The organism is Agromyces agglutinans, assembly GCF_009647605.1.
GTDB lineage: Bacteria > Actinomycetota > Actinomycetes > Actinomycetales > Microbacteriaceae > Agromyces > Agromyces agglutinans.
In genome coordinates this window covers 17977-42970 of the sequence record NZ_WJIF01000015.1, presented here as the reverse complement: position 1 = coordinate 42970, position 24994 = coordinate 17977, and the positions used below count along the sequence as shown (strand labels likewise).

At 72.4% G+C, this 24994-nt stretch carries 23 protein-coding genes; 20 read left to right on the top strand and 3 right to left on the bottom strand.

Annotation, left to right across the window (positions count from 1 at the left end; genetic code table 11):
• Positions 1-2: 2 nt before the first annotated feature.
• Positions 3-884 carry a diaminopimelate epimerase gene (gene dapF / locus GE115_RS17320; RefSeq protein ID WP_153686016.1) on the top strand — a complete coding sequence of 294 codons (882 nt, stop codon included), beginning with the start codon at positions 3-5 and terminating at the stop codon, positions 882-884.
• Here the strand turns inward: dapF and GE115_RS17315 are convergent.
• A complete protein-coding gene (locus GE115_RS17315) occupies positions 871-1479 on the bottom strand; it encodes a class I SAM-dependent methyltransferase (RefSeq protein WP_153686015.1) in 609 nt (202 codons plus the stop codon). The genes dapF and GE115_RS17315 overlap by 14 nt on opposite strands.
• Positions 1480-1521: 42 nt before the next feature.
• Between GE115_RS17315 and hflX the strand changes: the two genes are divergently transcribed.
• The 4 genes from hflX (at position 1522) to GE115_RS17295 (ending at position 7508) form a co-directional block, all read left to right on the top strand.
• On the top strand, positions 1522-3072 hold the full coding sequence (hflX, locus tag GE115_RS17310; protein ID WP_153686014.1) for a GTPase HflX: 1551 nt from the start codon (positions 1522-1524) through the stop codon (positions 3070-3072).
• A gap of 222 nt (positions 3073-3294) precedes the next feature.
• Positions 3295-4302, top strand: a complete 1008-nt coding sequence (locus GE115_RS17305; protein ID WP_153686013.1) for a methylenetetrahydrofolate reductase — start codon at positions 3295-3297, stop codon at positions 4300-4302.
• Positions 4299-6635, top strand: a complete 2337-nt coding sequence (gene metE, locus GE115_RS17300) for a 5-methyltetrahydropteroyltriglutamate--homocysteine S-methyltransferase (protein ID WP_153686012.1) — start codon at positions 4299-4301, stop codon at positions 6633-6635. The genes GE115_RS17305 and metE overlap by 4 nt, the downstream gene beginning before the upstream one ends.
• Positions 6636-6776: 141 nt before the next feature.
• Complete coding sequence (locus GE115_RS17295; protein ID WP_153686011.1) at positions 6777-7508, top strand: alpha/beta fold hydrolase; 732 nt, start codon at positions 6777-6779, stop codon at positions 7506-7508.
• A 79-nt stretch (positions 7509-7587) separates the two neighbouring features.
• On the opposite strand, the gene lexA is transcribed toward GE115_RS17295, so the two are convergent.
• Positions 7588-8280: a transcriptional repressor LexA gene (gene lexA, locus GE115_RS17290; RefSeq protein WP_376765732.1), complete on the bottom strand. Its 693-nt coding sequence runs from the start codon at positions 8278-8280 to the stop codon at positions 7588-7590.
• A 278-nt stretch (positions 8281-8558) separates the two neighbouring features.
• Between lexA and GE115_RS17285 the strand changes: the two genes are divergently transcribed.
• The 9 genes from GE115_RS17285 to GE115_RS17245 all read left to right on the top strand — a co-directional run bounded on the left by GE115_RS17285 (position 8559) and on the right by GE115_RS17245 (position 20182).
• Positions 8559-8975 (top strand): LysM peptidoglycan-binding domain-containing protein, encoded by a 417-nt coding sequence (locus GE115_RS17285; protein WP_153686009.1) that lies wholly within the window; start codon positions 8559-8561, stop codon positions 8973-8975.
• Positions 8976-9005: 30 nt separating this feature from the next.
• Positions 9006-10094, top strand: coding sequence for a histidinol-phosphate transaminase (locus GE115_RS17280; protein WP_312855330.1), 1089 nt, complete (start codon positions 9006-9008; stop codon positions 10092-10094).
• Positions 10095-10181: 87 nt separating this feature from the next.
• Positions 10182-10796, top strand: a complete 615-nt coding sequence (gene hisB, locus GE115_RS17275; RefSeq protein ID WP_153686007.1) for an imidazoleglycerol-phosphate dehydratase HisB — start codon at positions 10182-10184, stop codon at positions 10794-10796.
• The gene (gene hisH, locus GE115_RS17270) at positions 10793-11431 is read left to right on the top strand and encodes an imidazole glycerol phosphate synthase subunit HisH (RefSeq protein ID WP_312855329.1); all 639 of its coding nucleotides are present in this window, start codon (positions 10793-10795) and stop codon (positions 11429-11431) included. The genes hisB and hisH overlap by 4 nt, the downstream gene beginning before the upstream one ends.
• 153 nt (positions 11432-11584) lie before the next feature.
• The gene (priA, locus tag GE115_RS17265) at positions 11585-12331 is read left to right on the top strand and encodes a bifunctional 1-(5-phosphoribosyl)-5-((5-phosphoribosylamino)methylideneamino)imidazole-4-carboxamide isomerase/phosphoribosylanthranilate isomerase PriA (RefSeq protein ID WP_153686006.1); all 747 of its coding nucleotides are present in this window, start codon (positions 11585-11587) and stop codon (positions 12329-12331) included.
• Positions 12315-13196, top strand: coding sequence for an SseB family protein (locus GE115_RS17260; protein WP_153686005.1), 882 nt, complete (start codon positions 12315-12317; stop codon positions 13194-13196). The genes priA and GE115_RS17260 overlap by 17 nt, the downstream gene beginning before the upstream one ends.
• 85 nt (positions 13197-13281) lie before the next feature.
• A complete protein-coding gene (locus GE115_RS17255) occupies positions 13282-14721 on the top strand; it encodes a pyridoxal phosphate-dependent decarboxylase family protein (protein WP_153686004.1) in 1440 nt (479 codons plus the stop codon).
• A 96-nt stretch (positions 14722-14817) separates the two neighbouring features.
• The gene (locus GE115_RS17250; RefSeq protein WP_312855328.1) at positions 14818-19416 is read left to right on the top strand and encodes an ATP-dependent helicase; all 4599 of its coding nucleotides are present in this window, start codon (positions 14818-14820) and stop codon (positions 19414-19416) included.
• Positions 19403-20182, top strand: coding sequence for a DNA-formamidopyrimidine glycosylase family protein (locus GE115_RS17245; protein WP_153686002.1), 780 nt, complete (start codon positions 19403-19405; stop codon positions 20180-20182). The genes GE115_RS17250 and GE115_RS17245 overlap by 14 nt, the downstream gene beginning before the upstream one ends.
• Positions 20183-20287: 105 nt before the next feature.
• Here the strand turns inward: GE115_RS17245 and GE115_RS17240 are convergent, their stop codons facing one another.
• Positions 20288-20644, bottom strand: coding sequence for a DUF1844 domain-containing protein (locus GE115_RS17240; protein ID WP_312855345.1), 357 nt, complete (start codon positions 20642-20644; stop codon positions 20288-20290).
• A 298-nt stretch (positions 20645-20942) separates the two neighbouring features.
• Between GE115_RS17240 and infC the strand changes: the two genes are divergently transcribed.
• The 6 genes from infC to GE115_RS17210 all read left to right on the top strand — a co-directional run bounded on the left by infC (position 20943) and on the right by GE115_RS17210 (position 24950).
• A complete protein-coding gene (gene infC / locus GE115_RS17235; protein ID WP_312855344.1) occupies positions 20943-21563 on the top strand; it encodes a translation initiation factor IF-3 in 621 nt (206 codons plus the stop codon).
• 54 nt (positions 21564-21617) lie between these two features.
• Positions 21618-21812: a 50S ribosomal protein L35 gene (rpmI, locus tag GE115_RS17230; RefSeq protein WP_153686001.1), complete on the top strand. Its 195-nt coding sequence runs from the start codon at positions 21618-21620 to the stop codon at positions 21810-21812.
• Between the two features lie 32 nt (positions 21813-21844).
• The gene (gene rplT / locus GE115_RS17225; protein WP_153686000.1) at positions 21845-22231 is read left to right on the top strand and encodes a 50S ribosomal protein L20; all 387 of its coding nucleotides are present in this window, start codon (positions 21845-21847) and stop codon (positions 22229-22231) included.
• 110 nt (positions 22232-22341) lie between these two features.
• Entirely contained in the window at positions 22342-23142 is an 801-nt protein-coding gene (locus GE115_RS17220) for a TrmH family RNA methyltransferase (RefSeq protein WP_153685999.1), read from the top strand.
• A gap of 82 nt (positions 23143-23224) precedes the next feature.
• Positions 23225-24013 (top strand): amino acid ABC transporter ATP-binding protein, encoded by a 789-nt coding sequence (locus tag GE115_RS17215; protein ID WP_153685998.1) that lies wholly within the window; start codon positions 23225-23227, stop codon positions 24011-24013.
• Between the two features lie 67 nt (positions 24014-24080).
• The gene (locus tag GE115_RS17210) at positions 24081-24950 is read left to right on the top strand and encodes a glutamate ABC transporter substrate-binding protein (protein WP_153685997.1); all 870 of its coding nucleotides are present in this window, start codon (positions 24081-24083) and stop codon (positions 24948-24950) included.
• The last annotated feature ends 44 nt before the right edge of the window (positions 24951-24994 follow it).

Sequence of the window (24994 nt, the reverse complement as noted above, 5' to 3'; positions counted from 1 at the left end):
GCATGCCGTTCGATCTGAGGTTCACCAAGGGGCAGGGCACGGGCAACGACTTCGTCCTCTTCGCCGACCCCGAGGGCGACACCGAGCTCACCCCCGGCCAGATCGCCGCGGTGTGCGACCGCCGGTTCGGCGTGGGAGCCGACGGCGTCATCCGCGCCGTGCGCTCGGCCAACCTCGACGCGGGTGCCGCGGCGCTCACCGAGGACCCTTCTGCCGTGTGGTTCATGGACTACTGGAACGCCGACGGATCGGTGTCCGAGATGTGCGGCAACGGCATCCGCGTGTACGCGGCGTACCTGCTCGACCAGGGCTTCGCCGAGATCCCCGCCGGCGGCGCACTGGCGATCGGCACGCGCGCGGGCGTGAAGCGCGTGAGCCGCGCAGCGAACGGGTTCCAGGCCGATATGGGCCGCTGGCGCCTCGACGGCACCGAGCCGCTCGTGCGCGCGCGCGAGCTCCCGGTCGCCCGCCCGGGCCTCGGCATCGACGTCGGCAACCCGCACGTGGTCGTCGCCCTGGCCGACGACGGGGAGCTCGAACGGCTCGACCTCGGCTACGTGCCGATCCTCGACCCCGTGCCCGATGCCGGCGCGAACGTCGAGTTCGTGGTGCCCGCCGAACCCCTCGTCGAGGACGGGGTCGGTCGCATCCGTATGCGCGTGCACGAGCGAGGCTCGGGCGAGACGCTCTCGTGCGGCACGGGCGCCGTCGCATCGGCGCTCGCCGTTCGGCACTGGGCGGGCAGCGGCGCGCCGAACGACTGGCGCGTGCAGGTGCCAGGGGGAGTGCTGGGCGTGCGCATGTTCGAAGCCGCCGACGGCGAGCACGTCGCCCTGTCGGGGCCCGCCGAGCTCGTCTTCGACGGCGTACTCAGCCTCGCCTGACCTCCAGCACGCGGAAGCCCTTCGACGATTCGGCGCGCGTCACCTCGAAGCCGTCGGCGAACTCGGCGGCGAGCCAGCGCTCGAAGGAGTCGGCGCCGAGGTGCTTCTGCACGACGAGCCAGGCCGACGCGCCGGTTTCGAGCCGGGGCAGCCACTCTCGCATGAGCCCGTGCAGCACGGCCTTGCCGACGCGGATGGGGGGATTCGACCAGATCGATGCGAACGTGAGTCCGGCGGGAATGCCGTCGGCGGTCGTCGCCGTGACGTTGGAGAGCCCGTGCCGCGCCGCGTTGCGTCGCACGAGGTCGAGGGCGCGTTCGTTGACGTCGAGGGCCCAGACCGAGGCATCCGGCGACGTCATCGCGAGCGTGAGCGCGATCGGACCCCACCCGCTGCCGAGGTCGAGCAGGTTGCCCGCGGCGGGCGGCGCGGGCACGGTGTCGAGCAGCACGCGGGTGCCCCCGTCGACGTGCTCGGGGCTGAACACGGCGGGCGCGGTGACCACGCCGAGCTCGCGACCGGCGAGTCGCACCCGGATCTCGCGCAGCGCCTCGGGCGCCGCCGGGCTCGACGAGAAGTAGTGGTCCTGGGGCATACCGGGAACCTATCGCACGGATCCGAAGTAGGCTTGAGGGCAATGAACGACGCTTCGCACGACCCCGCCGACGACGCCGTAGACCGCGTGCTCCGCAACGCCGAGAGCCGCGCCGGCATCTCCCGCTTCGGTGCGGCCGACGCCACCTCCATCCAGAAGCACGAGTCGGATGCCCCGGAGTGGGGCGGTTCCGTCGACGGCGAGCAGCTCGAGCGCGAGGAACGAGCGGCCCTGCGGCGGGTCGGCGGGCTGTCGACCGAGCTCGAGGACGTCACCGAGGTCGAGTACCGGCAGCTGCGGCTCGAGAACGTCGTGCTCATCGGCGTGTACGCGCAGGGCTCGCTCGACGACGCCGAGAATTCGATGCGCGAACTCGCCGCGCTCGCCGAGACCGCGGGCGCGCGGGTGCTCGACGGCGTGCTGCAGCGCCGGCCGCATCCCGATCCGTCGACCTACCTCGGCCGCGGCAAGGTCGAGGAGCTCCGGCACATCGTCGCCTCGCTCGGCGCCGACACCGTCGTCGCCGACACCGAGCTCGCGCCCAGCCAGCGACGTGCCCTCGAAGACGCGGTGAAGGTCAAGGTCATCGACCGCACGGCGGTCATCCTCGACATCTTCAGCCAGCACGCGAAGAGCCGAGAGGGCAAGGCGCAGGTCGAGCTCGCGCAGCTCGAGTACCTGCTCCCGAGGCTCCGCGGCTGGGGCGAGTCGATGTCGCGCCAGGCCGGCGGCCAGGTCGGCTCCGGCGGAGCCGGCATGGGCAGCCGCGGTCCGGGTGAGACGAAGATCGAGCTCGACCGGCGCCGCATCCACTCGCGCATGGCGAAGCTGCGCAAGCAGATCGCGGGGATGAAGCCCGCGCGCGAGGCGAAGCGGGCCAACCGCCGCCGCAACGCCGTGCCGTCGGTCGCGATCGCGGGGTACACCAACGCGGGCAAGTCGAGCCTGCTCAACCGCATGACCGGTGCGGGCCTGCTCGTCGAGAACGCGCTGTTCGCGACGCTCGACGCGACCGTCCGGCGCAACACGACCGCCGATGGGCGGGTCTACACGCTCGCCGACACCGTCGGGTTCGTGCGCAACCTGCCGCACCAGCTCGTCGAGGCGTTCCGCTCGACGCTCGAGGAGGTCGGTGACTCCGACCTGATCGTTCACGTCGTCGATGCCGCGCACCCCGACCCCGCGGGCCAGATCGCGACGGTCCGCGACGTCATCGGCGAGGTCGGCGCGCGCGACATCCCCGAGCTCGTGGTGTTCAACAAGGCCGACCTCGTGACCGCCGAAGACCGGCTCGTGCTCCAGGGGCTGGAGCCGAACGCGCTGTTCGCGTCGGCGCGCACGGGCGAGGGCGTGGCCGAGGTGCTCGCGACGATCGGGCGCATGCTGCCCGACCCCGCGATCGAGATCGACCTGCTCGTGCCGTACGACCGCGGCGACGTGGTGTCGACCCTGCACGAGTCGGGGCGCGTGCTCTCGGTCGACTACGTCGAAGAGGGCACTCGCATCCGCGCCCTCGCGTCGCCCGAGCAGGCGTCGCAGCTCGCGGCGTTCGCCGCCGACTCCGAGCCCGCTGCCCGCGTCACCTCCGGCTGACCGCTGCCTCCGCCGGACTCGTCACCCGCCGTCACAATGCTCGTCCCTCGCCTGGCGACGGCGTATCGTCGCACGTGATCGACGGTGCTGGGCACGAGGCCCGGCACCTGGAGCGACCGCCGAGCCCGGCACCCGCCCGCGAGACCGACCCGCCGTGACGGCCGGGGCGGCGCGGCCAGCCGTGCAGCCACCGTCCTGCGGCACCAGTCCAGCAGGAGCGACATGGCAGCGACGGCCACCGACGGCGGCGACTGTCGCCTGCCGATCTCGTTCGAGTTGCTTCCGCCGCGCTCCGACGCGGCGGCGCTGGCGCTCGGCCGGACCATCGATCGGCTCGCCGACGTGCAGCCCGCGTTCATCTCGGTGACCTTCGGCGCCGGAGGCTCCTCGCGCGACCGCTCCCTGACGCTGCTGCGCTACATCCGCGAGCAGACCGAGGTCGAGCCCATGGCTCACCTGACGTGCATCGGTTCCTCGTACGCCGAGGCGAACCAGCTCGTGCGCGAATTCCTCGACGCCGGCATCACGAGCTTCCTCGCCCTGCGCGGCGACCCGCCCGCGGGCACCGCCGGCGACGATGCCGGCACCGGCGACCTGTCAAGCGCAGCCGAACTGGTCCAGCTCATCCACCGCGTGCAGGAGGAGCGGGAACCGTTCGGCCAATTCGGCATCCCCGGCATCCCCGGTGCGAGCGCGATCCGTACCCGCCCGCGGCCCGAGCGCGTCGCCGTCGCGGCATTTCCGACGGGACATCCGCGTTCGCGGAGCGCCTGGCAGGACGTCGACGCGCTGCTCGCCAAGGAGGTCGCGGGCGCGAACCTCGCGATCACGCAGCTCTTCTGGCACGCCGACGACTATCTCGGGTACGTCGAGCGGGCGCGGGCCGGCGGCGTGACCATCCCGATCCTGCCGGGGATCATGCCCGTGACGACGACGGCGCGGCTGCGCCGGCTCACCGAGCTCACGGGCGTCCAGCCGCCGGCGCAGCTCGCGATCGATCTCGAGATCGAGCCCGACGCCGAGGCGCAGGCCGAGATCGGCGTGTCGTTCGCCACCGAACTCGCCCGCGAGGTGCTCCTCGGCGGCGACGCGCCCGGCCTGCACCTCTACACGTTCAACCGCCATGAGGCCGTGCTCGGCGTGATCGAGCGGCTCGGCCTGAGCGAGCCTGCGGCGCCCGGCTTCGGGACCCACCGCACCACCCACGAGAGGAACACCACGAAGCGATGACCACCTCCGAATTCCCGAAGGGGACCATCCTCGGCTACCCGCGCATCGGGCGCCGTCGCGAGCTCAAGCGAGCCGTGGAGGCGTTCTGGGCCGGCTCGATCGATGCCGCCGAGCTCGAGGAGCGCGCAGCGGAGCTCCGGGCCGCGACGCGCGAGCGACTGGCCGGGCTCGGCCTCGGCCGGGCGGACTCCGCCATCCCCGAGTCCTTCTCCTTCTACGACCAGGTGCTCGACGCGGCCGTCGCCGTGGGCGCGGTGCCCGCCCGCTTCGCGCGCCTGGTGGGCGACGACGGCACGGTCGACCTCGCGGGGTACTTCACGATCGCGCGCGGCGAGGGCGACGACGCGCCGCTCGAGATGACGAAGTGGTTCGACTCCAATTACCACTACCTCGTGCCCGAACTCGCGCCCGACACCGCGTTCAGCGCCCACGCCGATCGGCTCGTGGCCGAGTTCGAGGAGGCGAAGGCTGCTGGATTCCTCACGCGCCCCGTCCTCGTCGGGCCGGTCACCTTCCTCGCCCTCGCCAAAGCCGCCGACGGCGCCCCCGAGGGCTTCCGCCCGCTCGACCGGCTCGCCGACCTCGTGCCGGTCTACGCCGAGCTCCTCGCAAGGCTCGCCGCGGCCGGCGCGCTGTGGGTGCAGCTCGACGAGCCCGCGCTCGTGAGCGAGAGCCTCGACGTGTCGCGCGAACGCGTGATCGAGGCGATCGGCGCCGCGTACGACGCGCTCGGCGCCGGATCCGACCGGCCGTCCATCTTCGTCGCCGCGCCGTACGGCGGGCTCGACGACGCGCTGCCGGCGCTGGCCGCCACGCCGGTCGAGGCGATCGGCTTCGACCTGGTCAAGGGGTCGGTGCCGGCGTCCCTCGATCCGGCGACCGCGGAGTCGCTGGCCGGCAAGACGCTCGTCGCGGGCGTCGTCGACGGCCACAACATCTGGCGCGGCGACCTGGCCGCCGCGTTCGACCGGGTCGAGGCGCTGGCGAACCTGTCGGGCAGTGTGGCGGTGTCCAGCTCCACGTCGCTCTTCCACGTGCCGCACGACGTCGCCGACGAGACGAGGCTCGACGGGCGCCTGGCCGGCTGGCTCGCCTTCGCCGACCAGAAGGTCGCCCAGGTCGCGACCCTCGCCACCGGCCTCGTCGAGGGCCGCTCGGCGATCGAGCCGGAACTGGCGGCGGCGACCGCCTCGCTCGCCGACCGGGCGCTGGCGCCCGGGGTGCGGGTGCCGGGCGTTCGCGAGCGGCTGGAGGGCCTTCGCGGGACCGACTTCAGCCGCGACGACTACGCCGCGCGGGTCGCCGCGCAGGAGTCGCTCGCGTTGCCCGAGCTGCCGACCACGACGATCGGCTCGTTCCCGCAGACGGCCGACATCCGGCGCGCCCGAGCCCGACTCGTGAAGGGCGAGCTCACCGAGGCGGAGTACACGGCGGCGATGCGCGAGGAGATCGAGCGGGTCATCCGTCTCCAGGAGGATCTCGGACTCGATGTGCTCGTGCACGGCGAGCCCGAGCGCAACGACATGGTGCAGTACTTCGCCGAGCTGCTCGACGGCTTCGCGGTCACCGAGCACGGGTGGGTCCAGTCCTACGGTTCCCGCTGCACACGGCCGTCGATCCTCTGGGGCGACGTGTCCCGGCCGGAGCCGATGACGGTGAGCTGGTCGACGTACGCGCAGTCGCTCACGCCCAAGCCCGTGAAGGGCATGCTCACAGGCCCGGTGACGATCCTCGCCTGGTCGTTCGTGCGCGACGACCAGCCGCTCGGCGATACCGCGCGCCAGGTCGCGCTCGCGCTGCGCGACGAGATCGCCGACCTCGAGGCATCCGGAATCCGCATCATCCAGGTCGACGAGCCGGCGCTGCGCGAGCTGCTGCCGCTGAAGCTCGCCGACCAGCGCGACTACCTCGACTGGTCGGTCGGTTCCTTCCGGTTGGCCACCGCGGCCGCCGCCGCGGCGACGCAGGTGCACACGCACCTCTGCTACTCCGAGTTCGGCGTCGTCATCGACGCGATCCGCAATCTCGACGCGGATGTCACGTCGATCGAGGCCGCCCGCAGTCGCATGGAGGTGGTCGACGACGTCGCCGCGAGCGGGTTCGACCACGGCATCGGACCGGGCGTCTACGACATCCACTCGCCGCGCGTGCCGAGCGTCGACGAGGTCTGGCAGCTGCTCGAGCGCGCCGCGGCCGAGATCCCGGCGTCGCGGTTGTGGGTGAACCCCGACTGCGGACTGAAGACCCGCGGATACGAGGAGACCGTCGCGTCGCTCGAGCACATCATCGAAGCGACCCGGGCGGTGCGAGCCGGCGTCCCGGCGGCCGTCTGAGGTCGCCGACCGGGCGACGGCTGAGTTCGACGACCCGGCGACGGCGGTGACGGGGTGCCGCGTGCTCGCGCGCACCCCGCTCACATCCGGCTTCGGGGCGGTTGGCGGCGGGCGCTCAGGTGCGGCGGCTACGGTCGTCGCATGCAGCTGGCGGTCACCGAGTCCGGAAGCGGTCCGCGAACCGCGATCCTCATCCACGGCATCATGTCGGACTCCCGCGCGTGGCATCGGGTGACCTCGGAGCTCGAGACGCACGGGTTCCGGGTCCTCGCGGTCGACCTGGCCGGCCACGGCCGCAGTCCGAGGGCGGTGCGCTACTCGCCGGCTGCCTGGGCCGATGACGTCGTCGAGACGGTCGCGCCGCTCATCGAGGGCACGCCCGACGTCGTCATGGGGCATTCGCTCGGCGGCCTCGTCGCGAGCCTCGTCGCCGACCGGATGGCACCGCGCGCGGCCATCTACATCGACCCCGCGTTCGCCTTCCCGAAGGGGCTGAAGGGTGCCGCCTTCAAGCTGTTCTTCGCGATGGCGCCCCGGCCGCGGCGGACGGCGCTCGTCAAGATGAACCCGAAGTGGCACGCCGAGGACGTCGAGATCGAGCTCGCGACCCTTCGCGACTGGGACAAGCGCACGATCCTGGGCTTCACCGACACGCGGCCGCTCGTGCCGCCGGTCCGACTGGTCGCGCCGAGCCTCGTGCTGCTCGCCGAGAAGAGCCTGCTGATCACCGAGCAGGTCGCCGCGCGTCTGCGCGGCCAGGGCATGACCGTGCAGACCGTCAGGGGCACCGGGCACACGGTGTTCCGCGACGACCACGCCGGCTTCATGGATGCCGTGATCGGCTGGCTCACGGCGCTGCCGAAGGCGGCGTAGACCGCCGCGGCGGTCGTCGGATCGCCGCGTCGATCGCCGGAAACGCCGCTGCGACGGCATCCGCCGCCGCGACGATCGTTCAGACGGTTCGCAGGACGGCGACGACCTTGCCGAGCACCTCGGATGCATCGCCGAGGATCGGCTCGAACGCGCTGTTGCGCGGCAGGAGCCACGTGTGGCCGTCGCGCTGGCGGAAGACCTTCACGGTCGCCTCGCCGTCGAGCATGGCGGCGACGATCTCGCCGTTCTCGGCGGTCTTCTGGGATCGCACGACCACCCAGTCCCCGTCGCAGATGGCGGCGTCGATCATCGAGTCGCCGACGACCTTGAGGATGAACAGCTCGCCCTTGCCGACGAGCTGGCGGGGGAGCGGGAACACCTCGTCGATCTGCTGCTCGGCGGTGATCGGCACGCCCGCGGCGATGCGGCCCACGAGCGGCACCATCGCCGCGTCGCCGACCGGCGCCGCGGAGCCCGCCGAGGCGTCGCGAACCTCGCCGCCGCCCGGCAGCTCGATGAGCACCTCGAGGGCGCGGGGCCGGTTCGGGTCGCGACGGAGGTACCCGGCGAGTTCGAGCTGGTTGAGCTGGTGGGTCACGCTCGAGAGCGAGGAGAGGCCGACGGCGTCGCCGATCTCGCGCATGCTCGGCGGGTAGCCCCGGCCGGCGACCGAACGCTGGATCATCTCGAGGATGGCGACCTGCTTCGCGGACAGGGACTTGCGCCGCCGCGTGGTACCGCTCTCGGACGTGCGGTCGATGTCGGTGCTCACGGTTCGCCCCTCGTTGCGGCCGGCTGCACGGCCGGATGTCGGTGGTGTCTGCTCGACTGGTGTCGGACATTCGAAACTGTATCCGCCACGCGGGCGCGCGACAAACATCTGTTCGAGCGTGTCGCAGATCGGCGGGGGGAATCGACCGGGAGGCGGGGGTCTTGCCAAGTATGACATTCGAAGATACATTCGGAACAGAGCTTCGCATCCGGCGCTCCCGGCCGAGCGCCGGGTGCGGCTCGCTTCATCGTTCGAGTTCGAGACGCACGGGAGGAACCATGAGCACACTCACCGCATTCGACGGCTTCGCCGGCTTCGACGGTCGTGTCGACGCTGACCGTTCCGAACGCTCGCGCGCCGGTTCGACGCCGCCCGTCGAGCCGCGCACCCGGCTCCGGCTCACGCGCCGCGGGCGCGTCGTCCTCACCTCGCTCGCCGCGCTGCCGCTCGTGCTCTGGGCGGTCATCGCGATCCTCGGCGCGGGTCCCGCCGCGGCGGGGGGTTCCACCGGGGCGGGCGGCGCGGCCCTCGAGGTCGTCACGGTGGGCTACGGCGACACCCTGTGGGAGCTCGCGCTCTCGATCGCGCCCGACGAGGATCCGCGCGAGGTCATCGCCGACATCCTCCGCATCAACGGCCTCGAGTCCGCTGTGGTGCAGCCCGGCCAGCAGCTGGCACTGCCGTCCGCGCCCTGAGGGCACCGACGGCGCGGCTAGCATGATCTGGTGACGAGTCTCGACGACCTCCCCATCCGAGACGACCTCCGCGGCAAGTCGCCTTACGGCGCGCCGCAGCAGGCCGTCCCCGTCGCGCTGAACGTCAATGAGAACACGCATCCCATTCCCGAAGCCGTCGCCCACGACATCGTCGCGCGCGTGGCCGCCGCGATCCTCGGCCTCAACCGCTACCCCGATCGCGAGTTCACCGAGCTGCGCACGGCCCTCGCGGGCTACCTCGGCCACGGTCTCGCGCCCGAGCAGATCTGGGCGGCCAACGGCTCGAACGAGGTGCTCCAGCACGTGCTCCAGGCCTTCGGCGGGCCCGGCCGCGCGGCCCTGGGCTTCGCACCGACCTACTCGATGTACTCGCTGCTGGCATCGGGCACCGGCACCGCGTGGATCGGCGCGCCCCGCGACGCCGACTACGAGCTGAGCCCCGAGACCGCCGTCTCGGCCGTGCGCGAGCACGACCCCGACGTGGTGCTGCTCTGCGCGCCGAACAACCCCACCGGCACGCCGCTCTCGCTCGAGACGATCGAAGCGGTCGCCGATGCGGCGAACGGCATCGTGGTCGTCGACGAGGCGTACCACGAGTTCGCCGACGAGGGCACGGTCAGCGCCCTCTCGCTCCTGCCGGGCCGGCCGCGCCTGCTCGTCTCGCGCACCATGAGCAAGGCGTTCGCGTTCGCGGGCGCGCGCGTCGGGTACCTCGCCGGCGACCCCGCCGCGATCGACGCGCTGCGCCTCGTGCGCCTGCCGTACCACCTCTCGGCGCTCACCCAGGCCGCGGCGCTCGGCGCGCTGGCCCACTCGGGCCAGATGCTCGCGATGGTCGACGAGATCCGCGCGCAGCGCGAGCGCATCACGACCGAACTGGCCCGCATGGGCTTCCGGCCGTACCGCAGCGGCTCGAACTTCGTCCTCTTCGGCGGCGTCGACGACCCGCACGCGGTCTTCGCGGCCCTGCTCGAGCGCGGCATCCTCATCCGCGAGATCGGCCTGCCCGGCAGCCTGCGGGTGACCGCGGGCACCGAGGCCGAGACCACGGCCTTCCTCGAGGCGATCGCGGTGTTCGCCCCGGTGCACGCCGGCTGAGCCGGCGGCATCCACGAACCCGCTCGAGCCGCCGTCTCGAATCGCAACGCCCGACCCGATCGAACGACCCCTGAATAGGATGGCGACATGACCTCCCCGAAGCCCCACCGCACGGCACGCGTGCAGCGGGAGACGAGCGAGTCGAGCATCGACCTGTCGATCGACCTCGACGGCACCGGCACGAGCGACATCGAGACCGGCGTGCCGTTCTACGACCACCTCCTCACCGCGTTCGCCAAGCACTCGCTCACCGACCTCACGGTGCGGGCGCGCGGGGACATCGAGATCGACGTGCACCACACCGTCGAAGACGTCGGCATCGCGCTCGGCACGGCGATCCGCCAGGCACTCGGCGACAAGTCCGGCATCTCCCGGTACGGCGACGCGCTCGTGCCCCTCGACGAGGCGCTCGCGCAGGCCGTGGTCGACATCTCCGGCCGTCCGTACCTCGTGCACACGGGTGAGCCCGACGGCTTCGAGTACCACCTCATCGGCGGGCACTTCACGGGCTCGATGGTCCGCCACGTATTCGAGGCGATCACGTTCAACGCCGCGCTCACCGTCCACGTCACGGTGCTGGGCGGCCGCGATCCGCACCACATCGCCGAGGCCGAGTTCAAGGCGTTCGCGCGCGCGTTCCGGCAGGCCAAGGCGCTCGACCCGCTCGTGGTCGGGATCCCCTCCACGAAGGGTGCGCTGTGACCCGCACGCGTCGCGTCGTCGTGCTCGACTACGGTTCGGGCAACATCCACTCGGCCGCGAAATCGCTCGAGCGCGCGGGCGCCGAGGTCCAGGTGACCAGCGACCGCGCGGCGGCGCTCGAGGCCGACGGGCTGTTCGTCCCCGGCGTCGGCGCGTTCAAGGCCGTGATGGACCAACTGCGCGCGGTCCGCGGCGATGAGATCATCGACCGGCGGCTCGCGGGCGGGCGGCCGGTGCTCGGCGTGTGCGTCGGCATGCAGGTGTTCTTCGAGCGCGGCGTCGAGCGCGGCGTCGACACCGAGGGCCTCGGCGAATGGCCCGGCACCGTCACCGAACTGCCGGCCGACGTGCTTCCGCACATGGGCTGGAACACCGTCGACGCGGGGGAGGGCAGCGCCCTCTTCGCCGGCATCGAGCACGAGCGGTTCTACTTCGTGCACTCGTTCGCGGCCCAGGAGTGGACGCTCGACGTGATGCCGCCGTTCCCGCGGCCGGCCGTGACCTGGGCCGAGCACGGCGGCCGGTTCCTGGCCGCCGTCGAGAACGGGCCGCTCTCCGCGACGCAGTTCCACCCCGAGAAGTCGTCGGAAGCCGGCATCCGCCTGCTCGGCAACTGGATCGGCACGCTGGGCTGAGGTCTCCGCCGCGGCGCCCTCGCGATGCGGCCGCATCGACTCGTCCGCGCCGTCGCGCGTCATCGGTCGGCCGTGCCCGCGCAACGAGACTAGGATGCTGTGACTGTGCCGAACGTCGCGCGGATCGCGTGGCTTTCCGATTCGAGGACAGTGATGAGTGAGTTCAACAAGACCCCGCGGCTGGTGCTCCTGCCGGCCGTCGACGTCGCCGGCGGCAAGGCCGTCCGGCTGACCAAGGGGGAGGCCGGGACCGAGACCAACTACGGCGATCCGGTCGACGCGGCGAGCGACTGGGCCGACCAGGGCGCGGAGTGGATCCACCTCGTCGACCTCGACGCGGCCTTCGGCCGTGGCTCGAACGCCGGCATCCTGAAGAAGGTCATCCGCCAGGTCAGGGGCGTGAACGTCGAGCTCTCGGGCGGCATCCGCGACGACGCGTCGCTCGAGCACGCGCTCGCGATCGGGGCGAAGCGCATCAACCTCGGCACCGCCGCGCTCGAGAACCCCGAGTGGGCGGCCTCGGTCATCGCGCAGTACGGCGAGGCCATCGCGGTCGGCCTCGACGTGCGCGGCACGACGCTCGCCGCCCGCGGCTGGACCAAGGAGGGCGGCGACCTCTGGCAGGTCATGGACCGCCTCGAGGAGGCGGGCGCGGCCCGGTACGTCGTCACGGATGTCACGAAGGACGGCACCCTGCAGGGGCCGAACCTCGACCTGCTCCGCCAGATCATGGACCGCACGCACCGCCCGGTCGTCGCCTCCGGCGGCATCTCGAGCCTCGACGACATCGCGGCGCTGCGCGAGCTCGTGCCACTCGGGCTCGAGGGCGCCATCGTCGGGAAGGCCCTGTACGCGGGCGCGTTCACGCTTCCCGAGGCGCTGGATGTCGCCTCGCACTGAGCCGGGGCAGCCGGGCGCCGAACCCGGGCGCCCCGGGGGCGGTCCCGCTGACGGCGCTCCCGCAGGCGGGCCGGTCGGTGGACCGACCGGGCCGGGCGGCGCGGCCGACTCGGCGGGCACGCCGTGGGCGGGCCGCGCGTTCGAGCAGAACCGGCACGCCGCCGACGACGGCAGCGCGCCGCCCGCGCTCGAAGCCGCGATCCGGAGATTCCGCGCCGGCGATGCCGGACAGGCCGACGTCGTGCAGGCGTTCGCCGGATCACGGCTGCTGATCCCGCTGCTGGCCGAACTGGGCGACGGTGGCACCGAGGTCGGGGCGCACGGCCACGCGGTCGAGAAGAGCCAGGAGCTGTCGATCGTCACGGTCGCCGGTCCCGACGGTCGTCGGGTGCTGCCCGTCTTCTCCTCGGTCGCGGCGATGTCCCGCTGGAACCCGGTCGCACGGCCGGTTCCCGCCGACGGCGTGCGGGTCGCGCTCGCGGCGGCCGACGACGGCACCGACCTCGTCGTGCTCGACCCCGGGTCGCCCGACGACGAGTTCGTGCTGCGCCGGCCCGCCGTGTGGGCGGTCGCGCAGTCGCACGAGTGGCGGCCGCCGTTCGAGTCCGAGGCCGTCATCGCGGCGTTCGAGCGGTCGATCGCGACCGAGCTCGCGGTGCTCGGCGTCGAACTCGTGCCGGGCGACCCGCAGGCGCATCTCGCGGGGCCCGAGCTCGTGGTGCGGCTCGTGCTCGTCGAGGGCCTCACGCGCGACGAGCTCGACGCCACGACGGCTCGGCTCGCGCGACGCTGGGCCGACGACGAGGCGATCGCGACCGGGGTCGACTCGCTCGCGGTCAAGCTCGTCGGCGGCCGCGCCGCGTAGCCGTCGATCCGCGGCCGTCGTTGACGCGCGCCGAGCGCGAGCGGATGATCGGAGTGCGCAGGCGCGCGGAACGCGAGGTGCGGCGATGCATCCGGACGACGGCCACGAGCGCGGAGCCGACGACGAACCGGGCGGCTCCGGCGGACCCGAGGACTACCGCGAGGTGCTCGAGCTCGCGCGGCGGTCGGCAGCGGAATGGCTGGCCGGCCTCGGTGAGCGGCCCATCCCGGCGCGGGCGACGCCCGAGGAGGTCCGGTCCGCGCTCGGCGAGGCACTGCCCGATGTCGGCGAGCCGCCGGCCGCGGTGATCGAGCGGCTGGCCGGCGCGATCGAGCCGGGCCTGCTCGCGATCGGCTCGCCGAGGTTCTACGGCTGGGTCATGGGCGGCACGCAGCCGACGGCGCTCGCGGCCGACTGGCTCGTCTCAGCGTGGGACCAGAACGCCGGGCTCCGCGACATCACGCCCGGCGTGGCGGCGGCGGAGGAACTGGCGGGGGAGTGGATCGTGGACCTGCTCGGCCTGCCGTCGGGCAGCGCCGTGGGCTTCGCGACCGGCGCGACCATGGCGCAGTTCGCGGCGATGGCCGCCGGTCGAGACGAGGTGCTCCGGCGGGTCGGGTGGGACCCGGCGGTCTCCGGGCTCGCGGGGGGCCCGCGCGTGCGTTTCGTGGTCGGCGCGGAGCGCCACGGCACGGTGGACCTCGCCGGCCGCTACCTCGGTCTCGGCGAGCCGACGGCGGTGCCCGCCGACGACCAGGGACGCATCCGGGTGGACCGCCTCGAGGAGGTGCTCGCCGCCGGGGAGGGGCCGGCCCTCGTCGTGCTGCAGGCGGGAAACATCCACTCGGGCGCCTTCGACGACTTCTCGGGAGCCGTGGCGGTCGCGCATGCCGCGGGCGCCTGGGTGCACGTCGACGGCGCGTTCGGGCTGTGGGCGGCTGCGTCCCCGCGCTCCGCGCACCTCACCGCCGGCCTGGCGGGCGCCGACTCGTGGTCGACCGACGCGCACAAGACGCTGAACGTGCCGTACGACTGCGGCGTCGCGATCGTTCGCGAACCCTCGGCCATGTTCCGGGCGCTCAGCATGCAGGCGAGCTACCTGCAGGCGACCGGCACGGGCGCCGATCCGCACGAGAAGGTGGCAGAGCTCTCGCGGCGCGCCCGCGGCGTGCCGACGTGGGCCGTGCTGCGTTCGCTCGGCCGGCAGGGCGTCGCGGACCTCGTCCACCGCCTCACCGGATCAGCGCGAGCCATCGCCGACGGGCTCGCCGAGCTTCCCGGCGTCGAGGTGCTGAACGACGTCGTGTTCACCCAGGTGTGCGTCGCGCTGGGCGACGACGCGACGACCGCGGCGCTCAGCGAACGCCTGTGGGGCGATGGCGATGTGCTCGCGATGACCTCCCGCTGGCGGGATCGCACCGTCGTCCGGTTCTCGGTGAGCAACTGGCGTACGGATGCCGCGCAGGCTGCCCGCACGGTCGCGGCGGTCGAGCGCGCGCTGGCCGCTGGAGCGAGTCCGGCCTGACCCGGTCGCACTCGCCGGTCGTGGGGTATCGGTCGCCGGGCGGCGGATCCGCTGATGGCCGGGCCGGATGTCGGCGGGGCACGGCAGGATGGAACCGTGGATGCGCCGCTCGACGCCTTCTCGGAAGCCACGCGCACGTGGTTCGCCGAGTCGTTCCGGGCGCCCACGGCGGTGCAGGCCGCGGCCTGGGCCGCCATCGGCCGAGGCGCGCACTCGCTCGTCGTCGCACCCACGGGCTCGGGCAAGACGCTCTCGGCGTTCCTCTCCGCGATCGACCGCCTGCACACCGAACCGCCGCCTGCCGAACCCGGCACGCGCGTGCTCTACCTCTCGCCCCTGAAGGCGCTCGGCGTCGACGTCGAGCGCAACCTGCGGGCGCCGCTCACCGGCATCGCGCGGGTCTCCGAGCGCCTCGGCATCGAGCCGCCGCACGTGAGCGTGGGCGTGCGCTCGGGCGACACGACGGCCGCCGAGCGCCGCACCCTGCTGCGCACGCCGCCCGACATCCTGATCACCACGCCCGAATCGCTCTTCCTCATGCTGACGTCGCAGGCGCGCGAGACGCTACGAACCGTCGAGACGGTCATCATCGACGAGATCCACGCCGTCGCCGCGACCAAGCGCGGGGCGCACCTCGCGCTCTCGCTCGAGCGGCTCGACGACCTGCTGCCGAAGCCGGCGCAGCGCATCGGGCTGTCGGCGACGGTGCGCCCGGTCGAAGAGGTCGCGCGCTTCCTGTGCGCGAGCGCCCCGGTCGAGGTGGTCGCCCCACCGAGCGAGAAGCGCTTCGACCTGCGCGTGGTCGTGCCCGTCGAAGACATGGCGCAGCTGCCGGCGAGCGACGATGCCACCGGCTCCATCTGGCCCCACGTCGAGGAGGCGATCCTCGACCAGGTGCTCCAGCACCGCTCGTCGATCGTGTTCGCGAACTCGCGGCGACTGGCCGAACGGCTCACGGCTCGCCTGAACGAGCTCTCGCTCGAGGCATCCGAACGCGAAGCGCTGCTGGTCGCGGCGGCGGCTGCCCCGCCGCCCGCCGCGTTGATGGCGCAGTCGGGGCAGACCACGGGCGCACCGCCCGTGCTCGCGCGCGCCCACCACGGCTCCGTGAGCAAGGAGCAGCGCGCCGACATCGAGGACGACCTGAAGAGCGGGCGACTCCGCTGCGTGGTCGCCACCTCGAGCCTCGAGCTCGGCATCGACATGGGCGCGGTCGACCTCGTCGTCCAGGTCGAGTCGCCGCCGTCGGTCTCGAGCGGCCTGCAGCGGCTCGGGCGGGCCGGCCACCAGGTGGGCGAGGTCTCGCGCGGGGTCATCTACCCCAAGCAGCGCGCCGACCTCGTGCACGCCGCCGTCACGAGCGAGCGCATGCTCGGCGGCGCCATCGAGACCATGCGGGTGCCGGCGAACCCGCTCGACATCCTCGCCCAGCAGACCATCGCGGCGGCCGCGCTCGATCCGCTCGACGTCGAGGGGTGGTTCGGCGCGGTGCGCCGGGCCGCGCCCTTCGCGACCCTGCCGCGCTCGGCCTACGAGGCGACGCTCGACCTGCTCGCGGGCCGGTACCCATCCGACCGGTTCGGCGAGCTGCGGCCGCGGCTCGTGTGGGATCGCGAGGAGGGCACGCTCGTCGGCCGCCCCGGTGCGCAGCGCCTCGCCGTCACGAGCGGTGGCACGATCCCCGACCGCGGCATGTTCGGCGTGTTCCTCGTCGGCGACGAGGCCGGCGGGCGCCGCGTCGGCGAGCTCGACGAGGAGATGGTCTACGAGTCGCGCGTCGGCGACGTGTTCGCGCTCGGCGCCACGAGCTGGCGCATCCAGGAGATCACGTTCGACCGGGTGAACGTGGTGCCCGCCTTCGGCCAGCCGGGCCGGGTGCCGTTCTGGAAGGGCGACGGGCTCGGGCGCCCGGCCGAGCTCGGCCGCGCACTCGGCGCGTTCATGCGCGAGGTCGCGGCGGCCGACGAGGCCGACGCACGTGCGCGCATCGCGGCGGCCGGGCTCGACGCGTACGCGGCGACGAACCTGCTGGCGTTCCTCGCCGACCAGCAGCAGGCCACCGGCCACCTTCCGACCGACCGCACCCTCGTGGTCGAGCGCACGCGCGACGAGCTCGGCGACTGGCGGGTGATCCTGCACTCGCCGTTCGGCATGCCCGTGCACGCACCGTGGGCGCTGGCGGTCGCCGCGCGCGTCCGCGAGCGCCACGGTGTCGACGGCGCCGCGGTGGCCGCCGACGACGGCATCATCGTGCGGATCCCCGACACCGGCATCGATCCGCCCGGCGCGGACCTGTTCGTCTTCGAGCCCGATGAGCTCGAACAGCTCGTGACCGACGAGGTCGGCGGGTCCGCGCTGTTCGCGAGCCGGTTCCGCGAGTGCGCCGCCCGCGCGCTCCTGCTGCCCAACTACCAGCCCGGTCGCCGCTCGCCGCTCTGGCAGCAGCGCCAGCGGTCGGCGCAGCTGCTCGAGGTCGCGAGCGCGTTCCCGACCTTCCCGATCATCCTCGAGACCGTGCGCGAGGTGCTCCAAGACGTCTACGACGTGCCGGCGCTGACCGAACTCGCGCGCGATGTCGCCGCGCGCCGGCTGCGGCTCGTCGAGACGACGACCGAAGCCCCGAGCCCGTTCGCGAGCTCGCTGCTGTTCGGCTACGTCGGCGCGTTCATGTACGAGGGCGATTCGCCGCTCGCCGAGCGGCGGGCCGCCGCACTGGCGATCGACACGGCGCTGCTCGGCGAGCTGCTCGGCCGGGTCGAGCTGCGGGAACTCCTCGACCCCGGCGTCATCGAGCAGACCGAACGCGAACTCCAGCGGCTGGCCGACGATCGTCGTGTACGCCAGGCCGAGGGCGTCGCCGACCTCCTGCGCGTGCTCGGCCCGCTCTCCGACGCCGAGATCGCCGTGAGGGTGACCGACGACACCGACCCGATCGCCGCGGTCGCCGAACTCCTCGACGCGAGACGCGTCGTTCGCGTGAACTTCGCCGGCCGCGAGCAGGTCGCGGCCGTCGAAGACGTCGGGCGGCTGCGCGACGCGCTCGGCGTGCCGGTGCCGCCGGGCGTCGCCGTCGCGTTCGCCGAGCACGTCGGCGACCCGCTCGGCGACCTGGTCAGCCGCTACGCGCGCACCCACGGCCCGTTCGCGGTGGAGGAGGTCGCCGATCGCTTCGGCATCGGCGTGGCCGTGGCGCGCGGCGCCCTGCGGTGGCTCGCCGACGAACGACGCGTGGTCGAGGGGGAGTTCCGGCCGCACGGCACGTCGACCGAGTGGTGCGACGCCGAGGTGCTGCGCCGGCTCCGTCGCCGATCGCTGGCGGCCCTGCGGCACGAGGTCGAACCCGTGCCGCAGCGCGTGCTCGCCCGGTTCCTGCCCGAGTGGCAGCACATCGGCCGTCCGTTGCGGGGCATCGACGGCGTCCTCGCGGTCGTCGAACAGCTCGAGGGCGCTCGGCTCCCCGCGTCGGCGTGGGAGTCGCTGGTGCTTCCCGCTCGGGTGTCCGACTACAGCCCGGCGATCCTCGACGAGCTCATGGCCACGGGAGAAGTGCTCTGGGCGGGTGCCGGCGCGCTCGCGGGCGACGACGGCTGGGTCGAGCTCCACCTGGCCGACGGCGCGCCGCTCTCGCTCGACCCGCCGCCCGACCCCGAGCTCACCGCGCTCCAGCGCGAGGTGCTCGTCGCGCTCGGGTCGGGCGGCGCGTACTTCTTCCGGCAGCTCGCCGATGCGGTCGGCCGGTTCGGCGAGCTCGACCAGCCGGTCGCCGATGACGAGCTGGTCGAAGCCCTCTGGGGGCTCGCCTGGGCGGGCCTCGTCACCAACGACACGTTCGCGCCGGTGCGATCACTCATCGCCGGAGGGCGCAGCGCGCACAAGGCGCGACGTGCGGCGCCACGGTCGCGGATGCTCCGGGGCCGGTCGATGCCGCGCACGACCATGGCGAACCTGCCGAGCCGAACCGGTCCGCCGTCGGTCGCGGGGCGTTGGTCGATCCTGCCCGTGCCCGACGCCGACGCCACGCGTCGCGCGCACCTGCTCGGCGAGACGCTGCTCGACCGGTACGGCCTCGTCACCCGGGGCACCGCGGTGGCCGAGGGCGTCGTGGGCGGGTTCGCGCTCGTCTACCGCACGCTCAGCGGCTTCGAGGACTCGGGCCGCGCTCGCCGGGGGTACTTCGTCGAACGCCTGGGCGCGGCGCAGTTCGCCGCCCCGGGCGCGGTCGACCGGCTGCGCGGGTACGCCGATCGGGCCGACGGGCTCACCGCTCCCGCCGACGCCGGAGGCTCGGGCGGGGTCGGGTCGGCGGCGGCGCGCGACGGCTCGAGCGTGGTCGTGCTCGCGGCCACCGATCCGGCGAACGCGTACGGTGCCGCGCTGCCCTGGCCAGAGCCTCCGGGTGAGAGCTCGCACCGCGCCGCGCGCAAGGCCGGGGCGATGGTCGTGCTCGCCGACGGCGAGCTGGTGCTCTACGTCGAGCGCGGCGGCAAGACGATGCTGGCCTACCACGACGACGAGCGGCTGCTCGGCGCGGCGGCCGAGGCGATCGCGGGCGTCGTCCGCACCGGTCGCGTCCGGCGGCTGGCGGTCGAGAGCGTCAACGGCGCGTTCGTCATCGGCACCCCGGTCGGCGCAGCCCTCAGCGCTTCCGGCTTCTCCGAGACGCCGAGGGGCCTGCGCATCGATGCCAGAGGGTGACACCGTCTTCCAGGCCGCGGCGCGGCTGCGCCGCGCGCTCGTGGGCCGCGTGCTCACTCGCACCGACTTCCGCGTCCCGCGCTACGCGACCGTCGATCTCTCGGGTCGCACGGTCGACGAGGTCGCCGCGCGGGGCAAGCACCTGCTCATCCGGGCCGGCGACGAGACGATCCACTCCCACCTGAAGATGGAGGGCACCTGGCGGGTGTTCCGGCCCGGCGAGCGATGGAACCGTCCGGCCCACCTCGCGAGGGCCGTGCTCGAGAACGCCGACGCCGTCGCCGTCGGCTTCGAGCTGGGCATCCTCGAGGTCGCGCCGCGCGAGCGCGAGGGCGAGGTCGTCGGCCACCTCGGCCCCGACCTCCTCGGTCCCGACTGGGATGCCGCGGAGGCGCTGCGACGCCTGACCGCGGCGCCCGACGTGCCCATCGCCGTTGCGCTGCTCGACCAGCGCAACCTCGCGGGCCTGGGCAACGTCTACGTCAACGAACTGTGCTTCCTCCGTGGCATCCGGCCGCACCGGCCCGTCGCCGAAGTGCCGCAACCCGAGGCGATCATCGACCTCGGCCGCCGGCTCATCGTCGCGAACCGCGACCGGATCGCGCGCGTGACGACGGGCGTCGACCGTCGCGGCGAACGCCTGTGGGTCTACGGCCGAGGAGGGGAACCCTGCCGGCGCTGCCGCACGCCCATCGAGCGCGGCGAACTCGGCCCTACCGAGCTCGCCGAACGCGTCACCTACTGGTGCCCGAACTGCCAGCGGTGACGCGGCCGGCGGTGACGCGGCCGGCGGTGATCCTGCCGGCGGTGACGGCCCGACGGCGCGATCCTGCGCCTCCTTCGTGCCCTGCCCGTGACCCGCGCGGCCGCGTCAGCTGACGGGCCCGGTCCACTTCTCGCCCGGTCCCTGGCCGATCGCGTCGGGGATGACGGATGCCTCGCGGAACGCGAGCTGCAGCGAGCGGAGGCCGTCGCGCAGCGACCGCGCGTGCATGTCGCTGATCTCGGGTGCGCCCGCGGTGATGAGGCCCGCGAGGGCGTTGATGAGCTTGCGCGCCTCGTCGAGGTCGGTCTGCTCGTCGGGGTCGTCGGCGAGCCCGACCTTGACCGCGGCGGCGCTCATCAGGTGCACGGACGCCGTGGTGATGACCTCGACGGCGGGAACATCGGCGATGTCGCGCGTGGCCTCCGAGACCTGCTCGTGCTGGTGGTCGTCGGCACCGGGCACGACGGGGGACTCGTCTGAACTGTTGCTCACAGACTTCCTCTGCTAGACTTCTTCGGGCTCCGGGGCTTGTCCCCGGTACGAAAGTGGAGATACTCCCACCCGCGCATACCGCTTCATCAAGGTTACCGGGTCGATTGCACTCCGCCGCCCGTCGTCAGACGGGAGGTAGACAGGGTGCCGCATGAACCGCACGGAAGAATTCCGTGCGGCGAATCGCGTTGGATTTCCGCTCTCGTCGTCCGGGCGGCATCCGTCTCCCGCACGAGCTTGAGCAATCGTTCGAGTAGAGGAGACACGCATCAGCGATCCGCGTACCAATGACCGTATCCGCGTCCCCGAGGTCCGCCTCGTGGGCCCTGGCGGAGAGCAGGTCGGCGTCGTGAAGATCGAGGTGGCCCTGCGGCTCGCGCAGGAGGCCGACCTCGATCTCGTCGAGGTCGCGCCCAACTCGCGCCCGCCGGTCGTCAAGATCATGGACTACGGCAAGTACAAGTACGAGGCTGCGCAGAAGGCGAAAGAGGCCAGGCGCAACCAGGCGAACACCATCCTCAAAGAGGTCCGGTTCCGCCTCAAGATCGACAAGCACGACTACGAGACCAAGATGAAGCGCGCCGTCGGCTTCCTCAAGACCGGCGACAAGGTCAAGGCGATGATCCTCTTCCGCGGGCGCGAGCAGTCGCGCCCCGAGATGGGCGTCCGCCTCCTCCAGCGCTTCGCGGAAGACGTGGCGGAGTTCGGCACGGTCGAGCACAACCCCACGATCGACGGCCGCAACATGGTCATGGTCATCGCTCCTCTCAAGAACAAGTCCGAGGCCAAGGCCGAGGCGAATGCACAGCGTGCTGCGGCGAAGTCGCGCCCCGAGGCCGAGGCCGAGGGTGCGACCGAGGCGCAGTCGGCCGAAGCCACCGAGGCCTAGGCCAGCACAGACGTCCGCCACCCGCGTGGCGGCAGAACCAAGGAGAAACACGAGATGCCGAAGCAGAAGACCCACTCCGGGGCGAAGAAGCGCTTCAAGATCACCGGCACCGGCAAGCTGAAGAAGCAGCAGGCCGGCATGCGCCACAACCTCGAGGGCAAGTCCTCGGTGCGCACGCGCCGCCTCAACCAGGACAAGGTGCTGTCGGCGCCCGACACCAAGGTCATCAACAAGCTGCTCGGTCGCTGAGCCGCCCGACCCGAATCAGGAAGTAAAGAGTCATGGCAAGAGTCAAGCGCGCAGTCAATGCGCACAAGAAGCGTCGGGTCATCCTCGAGCGTGCCGAGGGTTACCGCGGCCAGCGCTCGCGTCTCTACCGCAAGGCGAAGGAGCAGGTCACCCACTCGCTCGTCTACGCGTACCGCGACCGCCGCCAGAAGAAGGGCGACTTCCGTCGTCTCTGGATCCAGCGCATCAACGCGGCCTCGCGTCAGCACGGCCTCACCTACAACCGCTTCATCCAGGGCCTCGGCCTCGCGGGCATCGAGGTCGACCGTCGCATCCTCGCGGAGCTCGCGGTGAACGAGCCCGCCACCTTCGCGGCGCTCGTCGAGTCGGCCAAGCAGGCGCTCCCGGCCGACACGTCGGCCCCCAAGACCGCGGCGTAATCCGCTCCGTCTTCCGAACGGCCCCGGTACCTCCAGGCACCGGGGCCGTTCGCGTGCGTGCGACACGCCGGATGCCACGGCCGGGCTGCGGGCGAACCTAGACTGGCTGCATGCTCGAGAACCCCCGTTCCCCTCGCGTGCGCGCCGTCGCGAAGCTCGCGAAGAAGCCGGCCCGTGCCGAGAGCGGGTTGTTCCTGCTCGAGGGGCCGCAGGCGGTCGCGGAGGCGCTCGAGTTCCGCCCCGAGCTCGTGGTCGAGCTGTACGGGACGCCCTCGGCGCTCGAGCGCCACGAGGGCATCGGTCGTGCAGCGGTCGCCGCGGGCGTCGACGTCGAGTACGTCACCGAGGAGGTGCTCGAGGCGATGGCCGACACCGTCACGCCGCAGGGGTTCGTGGCGGTCTGCCGGCAGTTCCCGACGGCGCTGAAAGACGTGTTCGCGGCGAAGCCGAAGCTGGTCGCCATCCTCGAAGAGGTCCGCGACCCCGGCAACGCGGGCACGATCGTGCGCGCCGCCGACGCCGCGGGCGCCGATGCCGTCGTGTTCTCCGGCCGCGCGGTCGATCTGTACAACCCGAAGGTGGTGCGCTCCTCCACCGGGTCGATCTTCCACGTGCCGGTCGCGGTCGGCGCCGATCTCGAAGACGTGCTGAACCGGGCGCGCGCCGCCGGCCTCACGGTTCTGGCCGCCGACGTCAAGGGAGAAGACCTGCTCTCCGTGCGCCAAGAGGGCGTGCTCGACGGTCCGACGGCCTGGCTGTTCGGCAACGAGGCCCGTGGCCTGCCCGACGAGCAGCTCGCGCTCGCCGACCGCGCGGTCACCGTGCCGATCTACGGCCACGCCGAATCGATGAATCTCGCGACCGCGGCATCCGTCTGCCTCTACGAGAGCGCCTTCGCACACCGCAGCTGAGCGGCCCTCGGCGGTCACGAAACGGTAACCGCCGCGGTGCGGCGCTGGCGGTTCGACGGCCTCGGTCCCTAGTTTGGTGGATATGTCCCCGACTCCCGAGGCGCCCCCGACCTCAAACATCTCGGTCCGGCGCGGTGAGCCGCTCGTCGTCGTCGATCACGTCGACAAGCACTTCGGCGAGCTGCACGTCCTGAACGACATCAACACCGTCGTCAATCGCGGCGAGGTCGTCGTCGTGATCGGCCCGTCGGGGTCCGGCAAGTCCACGCTGTGCCGCGCGATCAACCGCCTCGAGACGATCGACTCGGGCACGATCACGATCGACGGCGAGCGACTGCCCGAAGAAGGCAAGGGGCTCGCGAAGCTGCGGGCCGACGTCGGCATGGTGTTCCAGTCGTTCAACCTGTTCGCCCACAAGACGGTGCTCGAGAACATCACCCTCGCGCCGATCCAGGTCAAGGGCATGAAGCGCAAGGACGCCGAGGCGAAGGCGATGGAACTGCTCGAGCGCGTCGGCGTCGCGAACCAGGCGAAGAAGCTGCCGGCGCAACTCTCCGGCGGCCAGCAACAGCGTGTTGCCATCGCTCGTTCGCTCGCCATGAATCCGAAGCTGATCCTCATGGACGAGCCGACCAGCGCGCTCGACCCCGAGATGATCAACGAGGTCCTCGACGTCATGGTCGGCCTCGCCGAGCAGGGCATGACCATGATCGTGGTGACCCACGAGATGGGCTTCGCCCGCAAGGCCGCCGACCGCGTGCTGTTCATGGCCGACGGGGCCATCGTCGAGGAGGCGACCCCCGCCGAGTTCTTCGACCACCCGAAGTCCGACCGTGCGAAGGACTTCCTCTCCAAGATCCTCGAGCACTAGCTCGGCACAGACCTCGGCTGCCAGAAGCGGCGGGGACACCACGGAACAAGGAAGCAGAGGCAGGATTATGAAGCGCAGCAGAATCGCGTTCGCCGCAGCGGCGGCCGCGGCGGCTCTCGTGCTCGCCGGATGCGCCGGCAACGGCGACGGCGGCGGCGAAGCCGAGGAGACGGTCGAGCCGGCTCCCACGTTCGACGAAGGCACCACCATGGCCGAGCTCTCCGAGGCCGGCACCATCACGATCGGCACCAAGTTCGACCAGCCGCTGTTCGGCCTCGTCGGCCCGTCGGGCGAGCCCGAGGGCTTCGACGTCGAGATCGGCAAGATCATCGCCGGCGAGCTGGGCATCGATGCCGAGAACATCGAGTGGGTCGAGACCGTCTCGGCCAACCGCGAGCCCTTCATCCAGAACGGCCAGGTCGACCTCGTCGTCGCGACGTACACGATCAACGACAAGCGCAAGGAGGTCGTCTCCTTCGCGGGCCCGTACTACATGGCCGGCCAGTCGATCCTCGTGCTCTCCGACAACGACGACATCGAGTCCGAAGACGACCTCGTGGGCCAGCCGGTGTGCTCGGTCACGGGTTCGACGCCGGCCGCGAACCTGAAGGAGCTCGGCGCCGAGGTGCTCGAGACCGACACGTACTCGAACTGCCTCGAGCCGCTGCGCCAGGGCCAGGTTGTCGCGGTGTCGACCGACAACGTCATCCTCGCGGGCCTCGCGGCCCAGAACGAGGGCGAGTTCAAGGTCGTCGGCGAGCCGTTCACCGAGGAGCCCTACGGCATCGGCGTCGCGCTCGAGGACACCGAGTTCCGCATGTGGATCAACGACGTGCTCGAGGCCGCCTATGAAGACGGCCGGTACGAAGAGGCGTGGAACTCGACGGCGGGCGAGATCCTGCCGTTCATCGAGCCGCCGGCCGTCGACCGCTACTGATCGAACGGACCCGGGCCCGACGGGGCCCGGGTCCGCCCCATCCC

Excerpts from the sequence above, each read along its gene's own strand:
- dapF (WP_153686016.1), top strand. The coding sequence starts at position 3 with ATGCCGTTCGATCTGAGGTTCACCAAGGGGCAGGGCACGGGCAACGAC.
- GE115_RS17315 (WP_153686015.1), bottom strand. The coding sequence starts at position 1,479 with ATGCCCCAGGACCACTACTTCTCGTCGAGCCCGGCGGCGCCCGAGGCG.
- hflX (WP_153686014.1), top strand. The coding sequence starts at position 1,522 with ATGAACGACGCTTCGCACGACCCCGCCGACGACGCCGTAGACCGCGTG.
- GE115_RS17305 (WP_153686013.1), top strand. The coding sequence starts at position 3,295 with ATGGCAGCGACGGCCACCGACGGCGGCGACTGTCGCCTGCCGATCTCG.
- metE (WP_153686012.1), top strand. The coding sequence starts at position 4,299 with ATGACCACCTCCGAATTCCCGAAGGGGACCATCCTCGGCTACCCGCGC.
- GE115_RS17295 (WP_153686011.1), top strand. The coding sequence starts at position 6,777 with ATGCAGCTGGCGGTCACCGAGTCCGGAAGCGGTCCGCGAACCGCGATC.
- GE115_RS17285 (WP_153686009.1), top strand. The coding sequence starts at position 8,559 with ATGAGCACACTCACCGCATTCGACGGCTTCGCCGGCTTCGACGGTCGT.
- hisB (WP_153686007.1), top strand. The coding sequence starts at position 10,182 with ATGACCTCCCCGAAGCCCCACCGCACGGCACGCGTGCAGCGGGAGACG.
- priA (WP_153686006.1), top strand. The coding sequence starts at position 11,585 with ATGAGTGAGTTCAACAAGACCCCGCGGCTGGTGCTCCTGCCGGCCGTC.
- GE115_RS17260 (WP_153686005.1), top strand. The coding sequence starts at position 12,315 with ATGTCGCCTCGCACTGAGCCGGGGCAGCCGGGCGCCGAACCCGGGCGC.
- GE115_RS17255 (WP_153686004.1), top strand. The coding sequence starts at position 13,282 with ATGCATCCGGACGACGGCCACGAGCGCGGAGCCGACGACGAACCGGGC.
- GE115_RS17245 (WP_153686002.1), top strand. The coding sequence starts at position 19,403 with ATGCCAGAGGGTGACACCGTCTTCCAGGCCGCGGCGCGGCTGCGCCGC.
- rpmI (WP_153686001.1), top strand. The coding sequence starts at position 21,618 with ATGCCGAAGCAGAAGACCCACTCCGGGGCGAAGAAGCGCTTCAAGATC.
- rplT (WP_153686000.1), top strand. The coding sequence starts at position 21,845 with ATGGCAAGAGTCAAGCGCGCAGTCAATGCGCACAAGAAGCGTCGGGTC.
- GE115_RS17220 (WP_153685999.1), top strand. The coding sequence starts at position 22,342 with ATGCTCGAGAACCCCCGTTCCCCTCGCGTGCGCGCCGTCGCGAAGCTC.
- GE115_RS17215 (WP_153685998.1), top strand. The coding sequence starts at position 23,225 with ATGTCCCCGACTCCCGAGGCGCCCCCGACCTCAAACATCTCGGTCCGG.
- GE115_RS17210 (WP_153685997.1), top strand. The coding sequence starts at position 24,081 with ATGAAGCGCAGCAGAATCGCGTTCGCCGCAGCGGCGGCCGCGGCGGCT.